The sequence below is a fragment of the Phenylobacterium montanum genome, assembly GCF_018135625.1.
Lineage (GTDB): Bacteria > Pseudomonadota > Alphaproteobacteria > Caulobacterales > Caulobacteraceae > Poindextera > Poindextera montana.
Genome location: NZ_CP073078.1, coordinates 1,359,671 through 1,377,014, shown reverse-complemented (window position 1 = coordinate 1,377,014; position 17,344 = coordinate 1,359,671). Strand labels below are relative to the sequence as shown.

Sequence of the window (17,344 nt, the reverse complement as noted above, 5' to 3'; positions counted from 1 at the left end):
GAATGGTGGGGTGATGTCTGGAATAGAGGCAGAGCCTTAGGATCTGGGTCCCGGCATTCGCCGGGATGAGCGGGGGAAATGGTCATTGCTGAGTCTCCCGCCGCCGCCTTCCGCTGCGCTCTCGGCGACCCCCGCCAGCTTCCGGCTCCGGAAGGTCGACAACCTGGGCCAGGTGCGGGTAGGGGGCGCTGCGGTGGGGAATGGCCATGGCCTCGACGAACTGGGCCTGGAAGTTCGGCTCGATGGCGGTCTCGATCTTCTCCACCCGGCGCACCAGGGCCTCGATCTCGCCGCGCTTGCGCTTGTCGAGTAGGGCGATGCGGGCGCCCGTGCCGGCGGCGTTGCCGGCCGAACTGACGTTGCTGAGCTCGCAGTCCGGCAGCATGCCGAGCACGGTGGCGTACTTGACGTCGATATGGCTGCCGAACGCTCCAGCGAGGCGGATGCGCTGCACCGCGTCCACCCCCATCCGCTCCATCAGGAGGCGGATGCCCGCCTGCAGGGCCGCCTTGGCAAGCTGGATGGCCCGCACGTCGGTCTGGTAGATCGTGATCTGCTGGGCGCCCAGGCGCAGGTCGTAGGCGAAGGTCACGCCTTCGGGCCGCACACGCGGGCTGACCGCCGCCATGGCCCCGTCGATAGTCCCGTCGGCCTTGATCACCCGGGCCAGGAACAGCTCGGCCAGCACCTCGATGATGCCCGAGCCGCAGATGCCGGTGACGCCGATCTGGGCCGTCGCCTCGGCGAAGCCGGGCTGGTCCGACCACAGGTCGCAGCCGATCACCCTGAAACGCGGTTCGAGAGTCGTGGGGTCGATCCGCACCCGCTCGATCGCGCCCGGCGCGGCGCGCTGGCCGCAGCAGATCTGGGCGCCTTCGAACGCCGGGCCGGTAGGGCTGGAGCAGGCCAGGAGGCGCTCGCGATTGCCCAGCACGATCTCGGCGTTGGTGCCGACATCGACCAGCGCCGTCAGGGTCTCGCCCTGGTCCGGCCGTTCGGCCAGGATCACGCCGGCGGTGTCGGCGCCCACATGGCCGGCGATGCAGGGCAGCACATAGGCCCGGGCGCCGGGATTCAGCTTCAGTTCCAGCTCGCTGGCCCTGAGCGCGGTCGCCTGGTCGGTGGCCAGGGCGAAGGGGGCGCCACCCAGCTCGACCGGGTTAATCCCGAGAAGCAGGTGGTGCATGACCGGATTGCCGACCAGGGTCACGTCCAGAATGTCCGTGACCTCGATTCCCGCCTCCGCCGCCGCCTGGGCGGCCAGCTCGTTCAGCGCCTCGCGCACCGCGGCGGTCTGGTCGATCTCGCCGCCCGGGTTCATCATGATGTAGCTGACCCGGCTCATCAGATCCTCGCCGAAGCGGATCTGCGGGTTCATGCGCCCGACCGAGGCCACGACCTCGCCGGTCGAGAGATCGCAAAGATGGGCGGCGACGGTGGTCGAACCGACATCGACCGCCATGCCGTAGACCGTCTCCTTCAGTCCCGGCCAGACCGCGACCACCTCGCGCTCGTCATAGACGGCGGCGGTGACGGCCCAGCCGCCCTTGCGCAGGACGGGCTGCAGGCTTTGCGTCAGGGACAGGTCGCAGGCGAGGTCCTTCAGCCCCCATTCCCGCTCCAGCGCGTCCAGCAGGCGGCGCTGGTCGCTGGCCGGCAGGTGCATGTCGGGCTCGGCGACCTCGACATAGTGCAGGCGCACCGCCGCATCGAGCTCGATGTCCACCGCCTCGACCGCCTTGCGCACCACCTGGCGGTGGACTTGGCTGGTCTCGGGCACGTCGATGACCACGTCGCCCAGGATCTGGGTCGAGCAGCTGAGGCGCCGGCCATCCTGCAAACCACGCAGGCGCTGGTACTTCTCCTCGACCACGCCGAACGCCGACAGGTGGTCCGCCGCCGACACGATGCCGTGCTTGGCGAACTCGCCCTCGGCCTGGGTCACCTGGCAGCGGCCGCAGATGCCGCGCCCGCCGCAGACGCTGTCGATGTCGACGCCGAGCGACCGCGCCGCCTGCAGCACCGGCGTGCCCAGCGGGAAACGCCCCCGGCGACCCGAGGGCGTGAAGACGATGAGGGCGTCGTCAGCCACGGCGGCGACGCGACTCGCGGCGGCCGCGGCCTTCGCCGCTTTCGCCTTCCGCCCCAGCCGGCGCCGGTTCGCGGTACTTCTTCAGCCAGCGCATGCAATGAGGATCGTGGCCCATCATGGCGTCCGCGCCCATCACCGCGCGGATGGTCTCGTCGTGGATCGGATTGGTGATCGCGGAAGTCATGCCCGCGCCGATGGCCATGGTCAGGAAGGCGGCGTTGATCCCGCCCCGCGCCGGCAGGCCGAAGCTGATGTTCGAGGCGCCGCAGCTGGTGTTGACCTTCAACTCGTCGCGCAGGCGCCGGATCACGTGCATGGCCTGGACGCCCGCCTGGTTGACCGCGCCCAGGGGCATGACCAGCGGGTCGACCACCACGTCGCTGGCGGGAATGCCGTAGTCCTGGGCCCGCTCGACGATCTTCTTGGCGATGGCAAAGCGCACGTCCGGGTCTTCGGAGATGCCGGTCTCGTCGTTGGAAATCGCGATCACCGCAGCGCCATACTTCTTCACCAGCGGCAGCACGGTCTCCAGCCGCTCTTCCTCTCCGGTCACCGAATTGACCAGGGCCTTGCCCTGATAGACGGCCAGGCCCGCCTCCAGAGCGGCGACGATGGAGCTGTCGATCGACAGGGGCACGTCGGTGATCGACTGCACCAGCTTGATGGTCTCGGCCAGGATCGCCGGCTCGTCGGCCAGGGGGATGCCGGCGTTGACGTCCAGCATGTGCGCGCCGGCGGCGACCTGGGCCAGAGCGTCGCGCTCGACACGGCGGAAGTCGCCGCGCGCCATTTCCTCGGCCAGGATCTTGCGGCCCGTGGGGTTGATCCGCTCGCCGATGATCACGAACGGCTCGTCGAAGCCGATGACCACCTCCTTGGTGGCGGAACTGACGACGGTTCTGGTCATGGGACGGCCTCTTCCATGGGAGCGGTTTTGTCTCTGTGTGGGTGCCAGGGGACGCGCCCCGCCAGCACCCCGGATGCCTGGATGACTTCGGCCACCGCCTCTTCCTGGCGGTAGGCCATCATGTGGACGCCGTGCACGCCCTTGATCTCGCGGATCTCCTGGATCAGCTCGATGCACAGCTTGCGGCCCTCGGCCTTGGGCTTGGCGGCCTTGGACAGGCGCTCGACCACGGCGTCGGGGATATGCACGCCCGGGACGTGGTGGCGCATCCATTGCGCGGTCTTGGCCGAGGGCAGGGGGCCGACACCGACCAGGATGAACACCTTGTCCAGCACGCCGATGTCATCGAGCCGGCTGAGGAAGGTTCTGAGGCGGGGGACGTCGAAGCAGTATTGGGTCTGGATGAACTGGGCCCCCGCGGCGACCTTCAGCGCCAAGCGGTCAGGGCGCCAGTCGTAGGGCGGCACGAACGGATTGGCGGCGGCGCCGAAGAACACATGCGGCCGGCTGGTCAGCTGGCGCCCGCTCTCGAACCGGCCCTCATCGCGCAGGCGTACGGCGGTCTCCAGGAGCGCCATGCAGTCGTAGTCGAACACCGGCTTGGCCTGGGGATGGTCGCCGGCCTGCACCCCGTCGCCGGTCAGGCACAGCATGTTGCAAACGCCCATGGCCGCCCCGCCCAGAATCTCGCCCTGGATGGCGATGCGGTTCCGGTCGCGGCAGCTGATCTGCATGATCGGCGAATAGCCGACCCGGGTCAGCAGGGCGCAGACCGCGACGCTGGACATGTGGCAATTGGCGCCCGAGCCGTCGGTGGCGTTGATGGCGTCGACATAGCCGTCGAAGATCCGGGCCCGATCATAGACGTCCTCGGGGTCGGCCGAGTCCGGCGGGGCGAGCTCGGCGGTGACGGTGAAGCCGCCGGCGCGCAGCACGCGCTCGAACCGGCCCGGCGAGCTGTGGCCCGGCAGGATGGGCAGGGGCGCGCCCGGTTCCGGCTCGTCGTGGAACCTCATGGCGCAGCGCCCTCGGCCCGCTGGCGCGCGACTCGCAGCCAGGAGGAGGTCCCGGCCAGGGTGCGGTCGACCGGCGGGCGCACCGCGCGGATCGCCTCGGGCCCTTTGCGCATCCGCTCGCTGCCGGCATAGGCCTCGACCCAGACGCAGCGCATGTGTGGCTTGACCTCGCACATGCCGTTGGCCCTGACTCCGCCGCAGGGGCCGTTCCTCAGGGTCTTGGGGCAGTTCATCGGGCAGGACATGCCGGTCTGGCTCAGGGCGCACTGCCCGCACATCTGGCAGTCGAACAGGACGCCCTTGACCGCCTTTTCCATCGCGGCGACCGGCTTTTCCAGGCGCTGGTAGCCGACCGCCTTCATCAGCGGATGCAGGCCGACCAGGGCGTTTTCGAAGGCGGCGTAGAACGCCTCGAGGCCGCGGGCGTGGCGGACGGACCAGAGGCGGATCGCGTACATCGCCCGGCCGCTATTCCGCCGCCACCGGCGCCTTGGCGCGGTCGATGCGCCGCCGCTCGGCGACCAGCGACTTTTCCAGGTCGCCATAGCCGACGTCGCGATGCTCGAAGGCCAGGCCCAGCCGGTCGGCCGCCGCCTTGGCCTCGGCCAGGCGCTCCGGCGTCGGGTGCTGCGACAGGTAGACGACGCGGACGTAGTTGCCGAAATACATGGGCAGCAGCTGCGGATGACGGTCGATGCCCAGGCCCTCGATCACCAAGCGCTGGAAATGGCGCACCAGGAAATCGGTCAGGTAGTAGGTGCAGGGCTCCTCGTCGGCCATGGCCGCAAAGTCGATCCCGCCGGCGAAGAACTCGTAGCAATGGGCGCCGGCGATGCGCTCGACACCTTCCTCGACCAGGACGTCGTCCAACAGGCCGCCGGTGCCGCAGTCGCCGTAGAGCACATAGATGCGCTCGAACTGCTCCTTGCCCTCGCGGATCTTCTCGCGGATGCGGCCGGGGATCAGTTGCGGGGTGTTGTGCAGGTGCGCCGGCAGGCATTGGACGGAGATGCCGTCCATGCCGCTCTTGCGCAGCACGGCCATGGTCTCGTGGGCGACGGCGCCGCAGGCGATCAGCAGCAGGGGCCGTTTCTCGCCCATGGGGATCAGGCCCTCAGGCTCGGGGCCTGGCGGCGCTCGGCGATCAGCTGCTTGGCCATCTCCACCGCCATGGCCGCATCGCGGCAATAGGCGTCGGCGCCCACCGCCTGGCCGAAGGCCTCGTTCAAGGGCGCCCCGCCGACCAGCACGATGAAGTCGTCGCGCCGGCCCTTCTCCTTCAGGGTGTCGATGACGACCTTCATGTAGGGCATGGTGGTGGTGAGCAGAGCTGACATGCCGAGGATGTCCGGCCGGTGCTCGTCCAGCGCTTTCAGATAGTTCTCGACCGGGTTGTTGATGCCGATGTCGATCACCTCGAAGCCGGCGCCTTCCAGCATCATGGCCACCAGGTTCTTGCCGATGTCATGCACGTCGCCCTTGACGGTGCCGATGACGACCTTGCCGATCGGAGCGACGTCGGAGGCGGCCAGGATCGGGCGCAGGATCTCCATGCCCCCCTTCATGGCGTTGGCGGCCAGCAGCACTTCGGGGACGAACAGAATCCCGTCGCGGAAGTCGATGCCGACGATGCGCATGCCCTCGACCAAGGCGTCGTTCAACACCTTCTCGGCGCTCCAGCCACGCTCCAGCAGGATACGGGTGCCGTCCTCGATTTCCTCGCGCATGCCGTCATAGAGGTCGTCGTGCATCTGCTCGACCAACTCCTCGTCGCTGAGGCTGCGCAAGTCGAGTTCGCCGTCGTCCGCCATGACATCCTCCTGGCCGGCCCGATGCGGGCTCCGCTGGTTTGCGGAAGAATAACATCAAGCTCGCTCATATGATTTCTGATTGCGACATTTTGTTATCATTTAACGACGTCTGTCGCGATCGGAAAAGCCCCGCCCCAGCGGCCAGCGGCATGCTCCCCCGCCAAGCGAATGGCGGACGCCGCACTCGCCCGTCTGGCTTGCCGCTTGCAATCCCCCCGAGCAGCGTCGGGCGATTGTGCCAGGATGAACATCCAGGCCCGCCCCCGGCGTTCCGTTCGCAAAGGAGGGGGCGATGAAGCCCGATCGCAAACTGTTCGCCGCCGCCGCGGCTTTCGCCATGATCTGCGCCGCTGGCGGCGCCGGCGCCGCCCAAAGCGGCGGCGTGGAGGTCGTGGGCCGCCAGGACGACAGCGGCAAGCTGCGCTGGGCGCCGCCGGCCATGGTCAATCCGACCGTGATCGAGCTTGGGGACGGACCGACCTATACCCGCCTCAACGACGACCAGGACTATGTGATCAAGCTGCCCAAGACCAGGAAGGTCGGGGCGACCATCATCGAGGGCGGCCACAATGTGGTGATCATGGGCGGCTACATCACCCTGCCGCCGCAGGCCGACCAGACCGACACGGCCCACTCCAGCGCCATCTACATCAAGGACAATGTCGGCACGGTGCATATCGAGGGCGTGCTGATCGACGCCTCGGCGATGGGCATGTCGGACGGCATCGACATCTCGGCCCCCCGCTCGACCGTGCAGGTCGAGAACGTGCGCATCGACGGCGTCTACGGATTCCACAACCAGTTCCACGCCCACGTGATCAAGCCGTTCGGCGGCGTCGCAGGCCTGCGGGTCGACAAGCTGACCGGCTATTCCGGCTATCAGGGCCTGACCCTGGACACCGAGCTCGGCCCGATCGGCTTCGCCGACCTCAGCCGGGTCAATCTGGTCGCGATCAGAAAGCAGGTCTGGGGACCCGGCAACAACGGCGGCCAGATGCTGTGGCTGACCCGTGAACCGTCCTGCCGCGAGACCTATCCGATCCGCTTCAGCGAGGTCTATGTGCAGCCGCGCGCCGGCACCTCGCTGGGCAAGGCGGTGTGGCCCATGGCGACCGGCGGCACGTCCTGCCCGGCCAAGGATCTGACCGGCGACGCAGAGGTCTCCTTCCCGACCTTGCCGATCGACGGCGATGTCCAGCGCGGACTGCCGACGAGAGGAGATTTCGTGCCCGAGGGCGTGGCCGGGGTCGGCTATGTCTCGCCGGGCTACGAGGAGCCGCGCCCGGGCCTGGACGACTGGATCGGCAAGATGGCCGCCCGCGCGACGCCTCGAACCACCACTGTCGCCTGCCAGGGCGCCGGCCCAGGCTGCGCCGTTACCTCCCGGGTCCGTACCGGCGGCCAATAGGCCCGCGCCAACCTTGACCGTAGAGGAGGCTGGGCTCTAGCCTCTCCTCGGGTTGTGGGGGCTGATATGTCTATCGAAGATACGCCAATGGTGGGCCTGCCGCCCAAGCGTCTGTCAAGGAAGCGGCCGGCCTGGCCCTACTATGCGGGCGGCGTCGCCCTGGCGGTGGTGCTGACCGTCTCGCTGCACATGCTGGCGAGCGGCGCCCTTACGGGCCCTGCGGCCGGCAAATCGGTCGCTCATCCGAGCCACGGCCTGGGCTATCTCGTGGGGGCGTCGCTGCTGCCGGCCCTCCTGGTCTGGACGCCGCTGTTCGCCGCCTTCCTGGTCAAGCTGCGCGGCCCGCATGGTCCGGCGTCATTTGCGGCGATGACGGCGGCCGCCCTGGCGACCAATATCGTCCTGCAGGGCGGGCTGGCCTCGGGTGGCGGCGGGCCGACGCGGACCTATGCCGACGCCCGGATGGCCAGCCTGGAGCAGGAATACCGGGGTCAACTCGGCCAGGACACGATGGACCTCGACGCCAATCTGCGCGCGACCGGCCTGCCGGAGCTCAGCGATCCGCAACAGCTGGCGCACGATCGCAATTTCGAGCACGCAGCCCAGGCTGTGGCCAAGGCCCGCGACGTGATGACCCGCTACCGCGCGCTCTACATTCAGCGGCAGGCGGAGGAGCGCGACACCATCAGCCAGACCTTCGCCGAGGAGGACGAGCGACGCAAAGCCATCCAGCAGTTCGACGCCGCTGTCGCCAAGCGCAAGGCCGCCAGCGACCGGCAGTGGGACCTCAGCCAGAAGTGGATCGACGAGCAGGGTCAGCTGATCGCCATGCTGCAGCGGGGCAAGGCCGTCTGGGACCCGGATCTGCGCGTTTTCCTGTTCCGCCGGCCGGCGGGCATGGACGGTTTCAACGCCCTGCTCAGCCGCTCGCGGCAGACCGTCGCTGATCTGAACGCCGCAGCCCAGGCGGCCCAGGCCCAGGATCAGACGCCGGGCGGCGGTTGATCCTCGCTTGCTTCGCGGGAGATCCGGGTCTCTGATCCGGTTCGGGGCAAGCGGGAGGAGATCATGGGACGAACGACACGGTTGCTCGCCGAAGGGATCTATTTCGGCGAAGGGCCGCGCTGGCATGACGGTCGGCTGTGGTTCAGCGACTTCTACGCCCATGCGGTGAAGTCGGTCTCGCTGGCTGGCGACCTGCGCACCGAATTCGAGATCGACGACCAGCCGTCAGGCCTGGGCTGGATGCCCGATGGCTCCATGCTGGTGGTCTCGATGAAGAAGCGCCAGGTCCTGAAGCGTTCGCCGGACGGGTCGATCAGCCGGCATGCCGACCTGTCCCAGATCGCCGATTTCCACTGCAACGACATGGTGGTGGACGCCCACGGCCGCGCCTATGTCGGCAATTTCGGCTTTGACCTGGACGCGGCCCTGACCTCGCGCGGGACCGAGGCGGTGATCGCCGAGCATCCGACCGCGCGGCTCGCCCTGATCGAGCCCAATGGGGCGGTGCGGATGGTGTCGGATGACATGCATTTCCCGAACGGGACGGTGATCACCCCGGACGGCGCGACCCTGATCATCGGCGAGACCCTGGCTGGGCGGTTGACCGCGTTCGACATCGGCGCCGAGGGCGACCTCTCGGACCGCCGGGTCTGGGCCTCGACCTGGCCGCGCGTGCCCGACGGCATCGCCCTGGACGCCGAGGGTCGGGTCTGGCTGGCCAATCCCATCGCTCCGGAATGCGTGCTCTTCGCCGAGGGCGGCGAGGTGGTCGAGGTGATCGACACCGGCCAGCCCTGCTATGCCTGTATGCTGGGCGGCGAGGATGGCCGCACCCTGTTCATGCTCACCGCCAAGACCTCCATCGGCCATGAGGCGGCCCAGGCCCCGACCGGCAAACTGCTTGTCGCCGAGGTCGATGCGCCGCGGGCGGGGTGGCCGTAGGCGGTCAGTCCGCCGTCGGCGCGACCAGTTCGCTGATCCGATCGGCCAGATCGGCGAGATTGAGGTCGAAGGCGCTGAGCGCATAGGCGAGGCCGAACACTTGCTCCAGTTGGTCGAAGTTCAGCGCCGCGGGCCGGGTCTCTGCTTCGGCGGCCTGGAAGGCCGCGCGAAAGTCGCCGAGCTGCGGCCTGCCGACATAGGCGGCAGGCCGCTGCCCAGCAGCCAGGGTGGCGGCGAGGGCGGTCAGGCGCGCCGCGTCGGCCCTCAGCACGGCCTGGGCCGGTTCAGCCAAGTGCGCGGCCATGGGCGCCGGCAGGCCCGGCGCGGTGCAGCGGCCGATCATCACCGCATCGTTCCGCAGGCGCCAAAGGGTACGCGGGATCGCATCTGCGGTCAGGGCGCCGCTGAGCCGGATCGCGCTCTCGTGCGAGGCCTCGCCGACTGCGGTCTCGATGGCGGAGAGGCCGGCGCGGATCTTGTCGTGCAGCGCGGTCAGGGGCTCGGCCTGGGGCGGGCTGTCCAGTCGCGCGGCATAGAGCCCGAGCAACTCGGCAAGGTCCTTCATGACTTCCTGCGCCTTGGCCGAGACGATGTCGCGCGCGCGGGCCGGGAACACGAACAGGGCGACCGCCAACCCGATCGCGGCGCCTACGGCGATCTCAGCGACCCGAAGGCCGGCGGCTTCCAGAAAGCCTCTCTGGCTGCTCGTAGAGCCCAGGATCATGATCACCGCGGTGACCGGCGCGATCTTCAGGCTGGGCCGAGCGGCTGCGGCCCAGCCCAGCACCCCGACCGAAACCGCCAAGGCGGCGATCTCGCCGCCAAGAGTCTTCGGCGCCAGCCAAGCGGCCAGGGCGCCCACCGCCGCCCCCGCCGCCGTGCCGATCATCCGGTCGCGCGAGGCCCCGACCGTGGCGCCCAGCGAGGCCTGCACCACGACGATGGCCGTGATCACCGCCCAATAGCCCTGGGGCAGGCTGAACACCGTGGCCAGAGCGTAGCTCGCCGCCGCGGCCACGGCTACGCGGACCGCATGGCGCGCGCGCGCCGAGCGCCGGCTCCTCATCCAGCGCCAGGCCCTGGCCGTGGGAGAAGCTTTTTCGGCCACCGGTGTCGGCGCTGGCGCTTGCGGCGCGTCCTTGGGAGGCGTTCCCTCCTCATCGCCATCCAGCGAGGCCCTCATGCAGCAGATCACCCCCTGCCTCTGGTTCGACACCCAGGCGCTCGAAGCCGCCCAGTTCTACGTGTCGCTGTTCAAGAACTCAAAGCTCGGCGAGGTGTCCCACTATGGCGAAGGCATGCCCATGCCCAAGGGGACGGTGCTGACAGTGGCCTTCGAGCTGGACGGACGGCCCTTCACGGCCCTGAACGGCGGGCCCGTGTTCAAGTTCACCGAAGCCGTCTCGCTGGCGATCACCTGCGACGACCAGACCGAGGTCGACCGTTTGTGGGGCGCCCTGACCGAGGGCGGCGAGCCGGGGCGCTGCGGCTGGCTGAAGGACCGCTACGGCCTTTCCTGGCAGGTGGCGCCGAAGCAGCTGCCGGCGTTGCTGGGCGTGGGCGGCAAGCGCGCGGTCGAGGCCATGATGGGCATGGGCAAGCTCGACATCGCCGCGCTCGAGGCGGCCGGGAAGGAGTAGAGCCGCCGGCCGCCTGGGCGTAACCTCCCTCGAAATGCCGGGCCCCGGACGCCACGGCGAGGGAGGCGAGATGAGCGACGAACCCCTGGTGCTGGCCGAAGACCATGGCCGCGTGCGCCGCCTGGTGATGAACAGGCCGGAGCGGCGCAATCCCCTGTCTCAGGCCATGATCGCCGCCTTGCGCGAGGCCCTGGCCCGAGCGGTGGAAGACGAGGGCGTAAGGGTCATCGTCCTGGCCGCAGCCGGGCCGGTCTATTCCGCCGGCCACGATTTCGCGGAGATGTACGGCCACCTGGCTGACGCCGACCGGGGCCTCGCCTTCTTTCGCCGGTTGATGGGGGACTGCTCGGCTCTGATGCAGGCCATCGTGACCGCGCCCAAGCCGGTGATCGCGGCGGTGCGTGGGGTCGCCACCGCCGCGGGGTGTCAGCTCGTGGCGAGCTGCGACCTGGCCATAGCCGAGGCCGGAACTCGCTTCGCCACGCCGGGGGTCAATAACGGCCTGTTCTGCTCGACGCCCATGGTGGCGCTCAGCCGCGCCGTGCCGCGCAAGCAGGCCATGGAGATGCTGTTGATGGGCGAATTCGTCGGCGCCGAGCAGGCTCTGGCCATGGGGCTGGTCAACCGGGTGGTTCCTGCGGGCGAGCTCGAGGCGACCGTCATGGCCATGGCGACCCACATCGCCACCCGCTCCTCCCAGGCCATCGCCTATGGCAAGCGCCTGTTCCAGCAGCAGCTCGACCTGGACCTGGCTGAGGCCTACGCCCGCGCCAGCGAGGTCATGGCCATCAACATGCTGGAGTCCGATCCGGCCGAGGGCATAGCCGCCTTCCTGGAAAAGCGCCGGCCTGAATGGATGGACGCATCATGACCTACCAGCTGTTCTATTGGCCGCAGATCCAGGGGCGCGGCGAGTTCGTCCGCCTGGCGCTGGAGGCGGCCGGCGCGTCCTATCGAGACGTGGCGCGCGAGGACGGCGTTCCGGCCATGATGGCGGTGATGCGCGATCCGGCGCTCGCGCATCGGCCGTTCGCCCCGCCATTTCTGCGGCACGAGGGTCTGATCGTGGCGCAGACGGCCAATATCCTGCTCTATCTCGGCCCGAGTCTGGGCCTGGCGCCCAAGGACAAGGGCGGGCGCCTGTTCGCTCATCAGCTTCAACTGACCATCGCCGATCTGGTCGACGAGGCGCACGACACCCACCATCCGATCGACGTCAGCCTCTACTATGAGGACCAGAAGCCCGAGGCGACGCGCCGGGCCAAGGCCTTCCGCGAAGACCGCATTCCCAAGTATCTCGGCTATTTCGAGGGTGTGCTGGCGGCCAATCCAGCGGGGCCGCAACATCTGGTCGGCGAAGGACTGACCTGCGCCGATCTCTCCCTGTTCCAGGTGGTCGAGGGCCTGCGGTACGCCTTTCCCAAAGCCATGGCGCGGCTCGAGCCGTCCTGGCTGCACCTGATCGCCCTGCGCAACCGGGTCGCCGCCCTGCCGCGGGTGGCGGACTATCTGGCGTCGGAGCGGCGCATCCCGTTCAACGAGGGCGGCATTTTCCGCCGCTACGAGGCGCTGGACGGCTGATCGAAAAAGGGCCTAAGCCTCGGCCATGACTCAGAATCCGCCTCGCCCGCGCATCGCCCTTTTGACCACCGGCGGCACCATCGCCATGACCGCCCAAGGCGGTAGAGGCGGGCAGCTGGCCCTGGACGGGGCGGCGCTGTCGGCCTCGGTCCCGGGCATAGAGACGCTAGCCGAGATCGAGGTGCGGCCGGTCCTGGCCAAGCCCAGCGCCAGCTTCACCCTGAGCGACCTCGGCCGGATCGCCGCGGCGGCGCAAGAGGCGGCCGAGATGTTCGACGGCGTGGTCATCACCCACGGCACCGACACCCTGGAGGAGACGGCCTTCGCCCTGGCCCTCCTGACCCGAGCCGAGGCGCCGATCGTCATGACCTCGGCTATGCGCCGGCCGGACCAGCTGGGCGCCGACGGCCCGGCCAATCTGGCCGCCGCGATCCGCGTCGCCGCCAGCGCCAAGGCGCGGGGCCTCGGGTTGCTCGTAGTCAGCGACGACGAGATCCATGTCGGGGCCTTGGTGCGCAAGACCCACAGTTTCCGCCCGCATGCCTTCTCCTCCGCCCCGTTCGGCCCGATCGGCTGGGTGGCCGAGGGACGGGTCCGCATCGCCCTCAAGCCCGCTTTCGACCTGCCACACCTCGCCTATCCCGGCGGCGAGCCGGTGGTTCCGATCGTCGAGGCGGGGCCGGGCTTGGAGCCAAAGGTGGTCGAGGCCCTGGCGCCGGCCTGCGACGGCCTGGTGGTGGCCTTGCCGGGCGCCGGCCATGTGGCGGCCGCGGCGGTGGCCCCGCTGGCGGCTCTGGCGGCCGAGCGTCCGGTGGTGTTCGCCAGCCGCACCGGCGCCGGCGAGACTCTGCAGAACTCCTACGGCTTTGGCGGCGGCGAGATCGAGCTTCTGGCCAAGGGCCTGATCGGCGCCGGGCCCCTGGACGCGCGCAAGGCGCGGGTGCTGCTGCAGCTTCTGCTGGCCGAGGGCGCTGGCGTCGAGCGCGTCAGGGCGGCCTTCGCTGGGATCTGAGGTCTCACCGGAGCGTCTGCAGATAGGCGATCAGGCTGTCGAGCTTGTTCGGGTCCTTCAGCCCGGCATAGGTCATCTTGACCCCCGGCAGGTAGTCGCGCGGCGCCGGCAGGTAGGCGTGCAGCCGGTCTGGGGTCCAGACGAAGCCGGCGCCTTTCATCGCCTGTGAATAGTCGAAGCCGGCCACCGTGCCGGCCTTGCGCCCTACCACCCCATACAGAGGCGGCCCGACGATCACCCCGCCGCTACGGGCGTTGGAATGGCAAACCCCGCACTGGGCGGCGAACACCGCCCGGCCTTGGCCAGGGTCGGCCCCGGCGACAGCCTGGGCCAGGGGGGCCGCCAGTGCGGCGAGCACGGTCAGGATCAGAAGGCGAGCCATGTGAATACCCTGAAGGTGTTGTTGTCCGAAGCGCGGGTCCCAGCGCCGTCGAAATTGACCCCGGCGCCGTCGAAGCGGGTGTAGGCGGTGTATTGCAGCCCGACCCTCAGGTTCGCCCGCCGCGCCGGCTGTGGCCGCCCGCCGAACGGGGTGGCGTCGAGCTGCAGCATCACCCCGGTGCTGTCGGGCCTGAAGGTGCGGTTGCCGGCGTAGATCACGGGGTTGGCCGAGCCGGTGGTGTCGAACCCCGCCAGGGTCGCGCCCAGCCAGCCATGCCAATAGTAGGAGACGTCGGCGGTCATCTCGTCGAGATGGCTGTGCCCGCAGCCGCCCGGGCGGCCTTCGATCGCCAAGGCGCAGGTCGCCTGCAGCGCCTGGCGCTCATGGGTGTAGCGGGCGTTGACGGCGAAGATGTCGCCATGGGCCAGGGGCGCCTCGTAGGAGGCGTCGACGCCCAGGTCGGTGTAGCGGTCCAGGAAGCCCGTCGAGCGGTCGAGGCCGGGATGGATGCTGGCGTCGACGCCGAAGGCGCCGACCTCGAGCGCCGCATTGCCCATCATCTTCTGAAAGGCGATCCGGCCGTAGGGGGCCAGGCCGGATATGTCGCCAGGCGAGGTGGGATCGGCGCCCAGGCGGGCGAGGCTCGTGGCGCCCGGCGAGCCGTAGGCGCCGCCTTCGAGATACAGGCTGGAGTCGATCCAGGCGTAGCCGGTAAGGCCCAGGCTGGTCTGGGCCAGGGCGCCGTCGATCAGGGGCGTGGTCGCGGGCGCCGGCGCAAGGCTGGAGCCGGAATAGGGGAAGCCCCAGGCCGGCAGGGTGTTCCAGGCGTCCTGCACGCCCGGCGCATTGTTCAGGCTGGCGCCCACGACCACGTCATGCCCGGCGAGCTGCGTCGTGGTTGTGGCCCGGACATCCAGGTTGTCCCAGCTGAAGGCCCTGGCCACGCCGTCATAGGTGGCCTGGACGAAGGCGCCCAAATGCTCGCCGAAGCCGCCGGCGAAGAACAGGCTGGCCTGGTCCAGGGCGACATTGTCGTTTCGTGCGAAATCGGGCGCCGGCGGAGCGGCCTGCGCCTTGGTGGTGCGGACGTAGGACGCCTCGACCATGGCCGAGAGCGGGATGCTGAACGGCGTTGCGCGCTGAGTGTAGCCGTGCAGCTTGAAATTGCGGCCGAACACGGTGAGCTGCGGCCCGAACCCGCCCACATGGCACATCTGGCAGGGCTGGCCGGTCTGGGCGGCGAAGGCCGGGACGGCGTTTGCAGGCGCCGCCTGGGCCAGGCTCGCTGCGAGGACGGTCAGGAGCGCGAGCAGCCTCGCGCAGTCCAGATTGAGCTGCATCGGCGCCTCTGGCAGATATTGAAGGTCAAAATGTCGGGGCAAGCGCGAGCGAAGGCCGGCGCCCTGTCTTCGGTTGAATTGTAAGCGGTTTGAAGCTCTGTCTATTCCAAGCTGGACAGTCGGCCCGGGGACCAGCGCCTCGCTATAAAGTTACGCACGCATGTCATGGGCCGCTCTATTCCGGTCGGAGGGGACTTGTCTGTGTATCCCGTCCGCAGCGCCGGCGGTTCAAATTTGTCGATCGGGGTTTGGCGCGCCGTTCAGCGTTCGGCGGTGACCGCGATCGAGGCGTGATCGAGCGCGGCCTTCTGCAGCATGGCCGAGACCTCGGCGGCCTTGGCGTCGGCGCCGATCTCGAGCTTGGCGGTCGGCATGGCCCAAACGGTCACCACATAGCGATGCACGCCGGTTCCGTGCGGAGGGCAGGGGCCGGCATAGGCGGCGTCGCCGAAATTGCTGACGATCGCCCGCGCCCCGGCCGGCGGCGCCGCGCCTCGCCCGAGGCCCGAGGCCGACGCCGGCAAATCGACCACGACCCAGTGCGACCAGCCGGCCGGTTTCACGCTCTCGTCGATCATGGTCAGGACCAGGCTTTTGGCGGCCTTGGGCTGGCCGCTCCAGGCGAGGGCCGGCGAGGTGTTCTGGCCGCCGCAGCGCGTATAGACGTGCAGGAGCGGCATGGGTGCGTCGGCCTTCAGGTCGGGGCTGGTGAGTTGCATCGCGGCGGCGGGGCCGGTGAAGGCGAATGCGGTGACGATCGCGGCTGCGGCGCGCATGGGGCCTCCGGGTGTTTCAGGCTGGGACCTTCTGGCTTTTCATACGCTCTCGCCGTCGCGCTGGTTACCACCGATGCGCCAAATCGGCAGATCAACTCGCCGCCAGCCGTTTGGGCGGCAGGGGGATGAAGCCCGAGGTGCGCCGCGCATAGGCCTCATAGCCGGGCCGCGTGCGGCGCAGTTCGCCCTCGATCGCCGGTGCGCCGCGCCCGCCGATCAGCATCAGGGTCAGGAGAATCGGCCCTGGCAGGGACCACAGGCCCAGCGGGGTCTCGGCCGCGATCAGATAGAGCCCCCACCAGACGCAGGCGTCGCCGAAATAGTTGGGATGGCGCGAATAGCGCCACAGGCCGGTCTCGAGCACCTGGCCCCGGTTGCGCGGGTCGGCGCGGAAATGGGCCAGCTGCCAATCGCCCACTGTCTCGAAAACGATGCCGACCAGAGCGAGCGCGATCCCGGCGTGGGCCTCGGGCCCCAGCTCGCGCCCCGGCCCGGCCAGCATGCCCAGTTGCACCGGCAAGCTGACCACGAACTGCATAACGGCTTGCAGGGCGAACACCATGACCAGGGAGGCGATTGGAAAGTCCAGGCCGCCCTTGCGCTCCGCCTTGTCCAGCAAAGCCTGGTAGCGACGGTCCGGCCCGCGCCGGCGCCAGCGCCAATGCAGGTAGGAGCCGAGCCTGATGCCCCAGGCCGCGCAGACCAGGCCCAGCGCCAGCTTGTGCGACGTCGCAGGCCCGGTCTCGAAAAAGCTGTTCCAGGCCAGGAGCATCATGCCGAGCGGCCAGTAGGCGTCGACGAACGTCACGTCCCTCAGCCGAAGGGCGATCGACCATAGGATCAGGTAGCAGGCCGCCGAGCCTGCGGCGTTGGTCATCAGCAGAAGGCCGACGCTCATCACGCTACCTCAACGCGGGGACTGATCGCGCGGGTTCAGGGTCGGGCGGAAACCTCGGCCGATCAATTCACAATCGCCGGCTTGATAAGCCTCAGTGGGCGGCGCGGCTCATGATGCTTTCCAGGGTCTGAGCTTTTTTGGCCAGTTCCTCGGCCAAGCGCGCCGCCAGCTCGCGCGCGCCGACGGGGTAGACCTCGCCGCCCTGGGCGATTTCGATGGCCCGTTCGGCCAAGGCGTTAAGGTCTCGCTCGAAGGCCTCCAGCTGTTCTCGGGCCAGTGTGCGCGCTTCCTGCTGCAGCCGCCGGATGCGCTGGGCTCCGGTCTCGACTTCGCGGCCCAGATCGACGACCTCCGCCGCAGGGGCGCCGGTGTCAGGAGTACTGGTAACCGCAGTCAGGTGCGACGCAGCCATGGTTCATGCTCCACTGGGGGAGCGCTGATGCCAAGTATTCGCGGGCTCGCCCCTTGCTATCCAGACGCAAGATAGGCGCCATTGTTCCCACCTTCACCGGTCTTGAATTCAAGTTTTCGTGC

19 protein-coding genes are annotated in these 17,344 nt (G+C 69.1%); 7 read left to right on the top strand and 12 right to left on the bottom strand.

Annotated elements, in window-relative coordinates; all coding sequences use genetic code 11:
- Positions 1-82: 82 nt before the first annotated feature.
- Genes KCG34_RS06070 through KCG34_RS06045 form a run of 6 tightly spaced genes read right to left on the bottom strand, consistent with a single transcriptional unit; the run spans position 83 to position 5,826 of the window.
- Positions 83-2,092, bottom strand: a complete 2,010-nt coding sequence (locus KCG34_RS06070) for an ASKHA domain-containing protein (RefSeq protein WP_211939497.1) — start codon at positions 2,090-2,092, stop codon at positions 83-85.
- The gene (locus tag KCG34_RS06065; protein ID WP_211939496.1) at positions 2,085-2,999 is read right to left on the bottom strand and encodes a methyltetrahydrofolate cobalamin methyltransferase; all 915 of its coding nucleotides are present in this window, start codon (positions 2,997-2,999) and stop codon (positions 2,085-2,087) included. Before KCG34_RS06065 ends, KCG34_RS06070 begins: the two co-directional genes overlap by 8 nt.
- Entirely contained in the window at positions 2,996-4,015 is a 1,020-nt protein-coding gene (locus tag KCG34_RS06060; protein WP_211939495.1) for a methylenetetrahydrofolate reductase, read from the bottom strand. Before KCG34_RS06060 ends, KCG34_RS06065 begins: the two co-directional genes overlap by 4 nt.
- Positions 4,012-4,473: a methylenetetrahydrofolate reductase C-terminal domain-containing protein gene (locus KCG34_RS06055; RefSeq protein WP_249138235.1), complete on the bottom strand. Its 462-nt coding sequence runs from the start codon at positions 4,471-4,473 to the stop codon at positions 4,012-4,014. The genes KCG34_RS06060 and KCG34_RS06055 overlap by 4 nt, the downstream gene beginning before the upstream one ends.
- A 10-nt stretch (positions 4,474-4,483) precedes the next feature.
- The gene (locus tag KCG34_RS06050) at positions 4,484-5,116 is read right to left on the bottom strand and encodes a DUF1638 domain-containing protein (RefSeq protein WP_211939493.1); all 633 of its coding nucleotides are present in this window, start codon (positions 5,114-5,116) and stop codon (positions 4,484-4,486) included.
- A 5-nt stretch (positions 5,117-5,121) separates the two neighbouring features.
- The gene (locus tag KCG34_RS06045) at positions 5,122-5,826 is read right to left on the bottom strand and encodes a cobalamin B12-binding domain-containing protein (RefSeq protein WP_211939492.1); all 705 of its coding nucleotides are present in this window, start codon (positions 5,824-5,826) and stop codon (positions 5,122-5,124) included.
- A gap of 292 nt (positions 5,827-6,118) precedes the next feature.
- Here KCG34_RS06045 and KCG34_RS06040 point away from each other — a divergent pair, with 292 nt between their 5' ends.
- The 3 genes from KCG34_RS06040 to KCG34_RS06030 all read left to right on the top strand — a co-directional run bounded on the left by KCG34_RS06040 (position 6,119) and on the right by KCG34_RS06030 (position 9,181).
- Positions 6,119-7,234 carry a hypothetical protein gene (locus KCG34_RS06040; protein WP_211939491.1) on the top strand — a complete coding sequence of 372 codons (1,116 nt, stop codon included), beginning with the start codon at positions 6,119-6,121 and terminating at the stop codon, positions 7,232-7,234.
- Between the two features lie 66 nt (positions 7,235-7,300).
- Positions 7,301-8,239: a hypothetical protein gene (locus KCG34_RS06035; protein ID WP_211939490.1), complete on the top strand. Its 939-nt coding sequence runs from the start codon at positions 7,301-7,303 to the stop codon at positions 8,237-8,239.
- A 63-nt stretch (positions 8,240-8,302) separates the two neighbouring features.
- Positions 8,303-9,181, top strand: a complete 879-nt coding sequence (locus KCG34_RS06030) for an SMP-30/gluconolactonase/LRE family protein (protein WP_211939489.1) — start codon at positions 8,303-8,305, stop codon at positions 9,179-9,181.
- Between the two features lie 4 nt (positions 9,182-9,185).
- On the opposite strand, the gene KCG34_RS06025 is transcribed toward KCG34_RS06030, so the two are convergent.
- Positions 9,186-10,364 carry an FUSC family protein gene (locus KCG34_RS06025; protein ID WP_211939488.1) on the bottom strand — a complete coding sequence of 393 codons (1,179 nt, stop codon included), beginning with the start codon at positions 10,362-10,364 and terminating at the stop codon, positions 9,186-9,188.
- On the opposite strand from KCG34_RS06025, the gene KCG34_RS06020 reads away from it, so the two are divergent.
- The 4 genes from KCG34_RS06020 to KCG34_RS06005 all read left to right on the top strand — a co-directional run bounded on the left by KCG34_RS06020 (position 10,363) and on the right by KCG34_RS06005 (position 13,414).
- Positions 10,363-10,821, top strand: coding sequence for a VOC family protein (locus KCG34_RS06020; RefSeq protein ID WP_211939487.1), 459 nt, complete (start codon positions 10,363-10,365; stop codon positions 10,819-10,821). The two genes, KCG34_RS06025 and KCG34_RS06020, sit on opposite strands and share 2 nt — an antisense overlap.
- Before the next feature lie 70 nt (positions 10,822-10,891).
- Complete coding sequence (locus KCG34_RS06015) at positions 10,892-11,692, top strand: enoyl-CoA hydratase (protein ID WP_211939486.1); 801 nt, start codon at positions 10,892-10,894, stop codon at positions 11,690-11,692.
- A complete protein-coding gene (locus tag KCG34_RS06010; RefSeq protein WP_211939485.1) occupies positions 11,689-12,402 on the top strand; it encodes a glutathione S-transferase in 714 nt (237 codons plus the stop codon). Before KCG34_RS06015 ends, KCG34_RS06010 begins: the two co-directional genes overlap by 4 nt.
- 25 nt (positions 12,403-12,427) lie before the next feature.
- The gene (locus KCG34_RS06005) at positions 12,428-13,414 is read left to right on the top strand and encodes an asparaginase (RefSeq protein ID WP_211939484.1); all 987 of its coding nucleotides are present in this window, start codon (positions 12,428-12,430) and stop codon (positions 13,412-13,414) included.
- Between the two features lie 4 nt (positions 13,415-13,418).
- On the opposite strand, the gene KCG34_RS06000 is transcribed toward KCG34_RS06005, so the two are convergent.
- The 5 genes from KCG34_RS06000 to KCG34_RS05980 form a co-directional block, all read right to left on the bottom strand.
- Positions 13,419-13,796 carry a c-type cytochrome gene (locus KCG34_RS06000; protein WP_211939483.1) on the bottom strand — a complete coding sequence of 126 codons (378 nt, stop codon included), beginning with the start codon at positions 13,794-13,796 and terminating at the stop codon, positions 13,419-13,421.
- On the bottom strand, positions 13,781-15,136 hold the full coding sequence (locus KCG34_RS05995) for a hypothetical protein (RefSeq protein ID WP_211939482.1): 1,356 nt from the start codon (positions 15,134-15,136) through the stop codon (positions 13,781-13,783). The genes KCG34_RS06000 and KCG34_RS05995 overlap by 16 nt, the downstream gene beginning before the upstream one ends.
- 260 nt (positions 15,137-15,396) lie before the next feature.
- Positions 15,397-15,912: a YbhB/YbcL family Raf kinase inhibitor-like protein gene (locus KCG34_RS05990; protein WP_211939481.1), complete on the bottom strand. Its 516-nt coding sequence runs from the start codon at positions 15,910-15,912 to the stop codon at positions 15,397-15,399.
- Between the two features lie 91 nt (positions 15,913-16,003).
- The gene (locus KCG34_RS05985) at positions 16,004-16,810 is read right to left on the bottom strand and encodes a DUF1295 domain-containing protein (RefSeq protein WP_211939480.1); all 807 of its coding nucleotides are present in this window, start codon (positions 16,808-16,810) and stop codon (positions 16,004-16,006) included.
- A gap of 91 nt (positions 16,811-16,901) precedes the next feature.
- On the bottom strand, positions 16,902-17,222 hold the full coding sequence (locus KCG34_RS05980) for a hypothetical protein (RefSeq protein ID WP_211939479.1): 321 nt from the start codon (positions 17,220-17,222) through the stop codon (positions 16,902-16,904).
- Positions 17,223-17,344 lie beyond the last annotated feature (122 nt).

Excerpts from the sequence above, each read along its gene's own strand:
- KCG34_RS06035 (WP_211939490.1), top strand. The coding sequence starts at position 7,301 with ATGTCTATCGAAGATACGCCAATGGTGGGCCTGCCGCCCAAGCGTCTG.
- KCG34_RS06025 (WP_211939488.1), bottom strand. The coding sequence starts at position 10,364 with ATGAGGGCCTCGCTGGATGGCGATGAGGAGGGAACGCCTCCCAAGGAC.
- KCG34_RS06030 (WP_211939489.1), top strand. The coding sequence starts at position 8,303 with ATGGGACGAACGACACGGTTGCTCGCCGAAGGGATCTATTTCGGCGAA.
- KCG34_RS06040 (WP_211939491.1), top strand. The coding sequence starts at position 6,119 with ATGAAGCCCGATCGCAAACTGTTCGCCGCCGCCGCGGCTTTCGCCATG.
- KCG34_RS06060 (WP_211939495.1), bottom strand. The coding sequence starts at position 4,015 with ATGAGGTTCCACGACGAGCCGGAACCGGGCGCGCCCCTGCCCATCCTG.
- KCG34_RS06000 (WP_211939483.1), bottom strand. The coding sequence starts at position 13,796 with ATGGCTCGCCTTCTGATCCTGACCGTGCTCGCCGCACTGGCGGCCCCC.
- KCG34_RS06005 (WP_211939484.1), top strand. The coding sequence starts at position 12,428 with ATGACTCAGAATCCGCCTCGCCCGCGCATCGCCCTTTTGACCACCGGC.
- KCG34_RS06055 (WP_249138235.1), bottom strand. The coding sequence starts at position 4,473 with ATGTACGCGATCCGCCTCTGGTCCGTCCGCCACGCCCGCGGCCTCGAG.
- KCG34_RS05980 (WP_211939479.1), bottom strand. The coding sequence starts at position 17,222 with ATGGCTGCGTCGCACCTGACTGCGGTTACCAGTACTCCTGACACCGGC.
- KCG34_RS05985 (WP_211939480.1), bottom strand. The coding sequence starts at position 16,810 with ATGAGCGTCGGCCTTCTGCTGATGACCAACGCCGCAGGCTCGGCGGCC.
- KCG34_RS06050 (WP_211939493.1), bottom strand. The coding sequence starts at position 5,116 with ATGGGCGAGAAACGGCCCCTGCTGCTGATCGCCTGCGGCGCCGTCGCC.
- KCG34_RS05995 (WP_211939482.1), bottom strand. The coding sequence starts at position 15,136 with ATGCAGCTCAATCTGGACTGCGCGAGGCTGCTCGCGCTCCTGACCGTC.
- KCG34_RS05990 (WP_211939481.1), bottom strand. The coding sequence starts at position 15,912 with ATGCGCGCCGCAGCCGCGATCGTCACCGCATTCGCCTTCACCGGCCCC.
- KCG34_RS06015 (WP_211939486.1), top strand. The coding sequence starts at position 10,892 with ATGAGCGACGAACCCCTGGTGCTGGCCGAAGACCATGGCCGCGTGCGC.
- KCG34_RS06020 (WP_211939487.1), top strand. The coding sequence starts at position 10,363 with ATGCAGCAGATCACCCCCTGCCTCTGGTTCGACACCCAGGCGCTCGAA.
- KCG34_RS06010 (WP_211939485.1), top strand. The coding sequence starts at position 11,689 with ATGACCTACCAGCTGTTCTATTGGCCGCAGATCCAGGGGCGCGGCGAG.
- KCG34_RS06065 (WP_211939496.1), bottom strand. The coding sequence starts at position 2,999 with ATGACCAGAACCGTCGTCAGTTCCGCCACCAAGGAGGTGGTCATCGGC.
- KCG34_RS06045 (WP_211939492.1), bottom strand. The coding sequence starts at position 5,826 with ATGGCGGACGACGGCGAACTCGACTTGCGCAGCCTCAGCGACGAGGAG.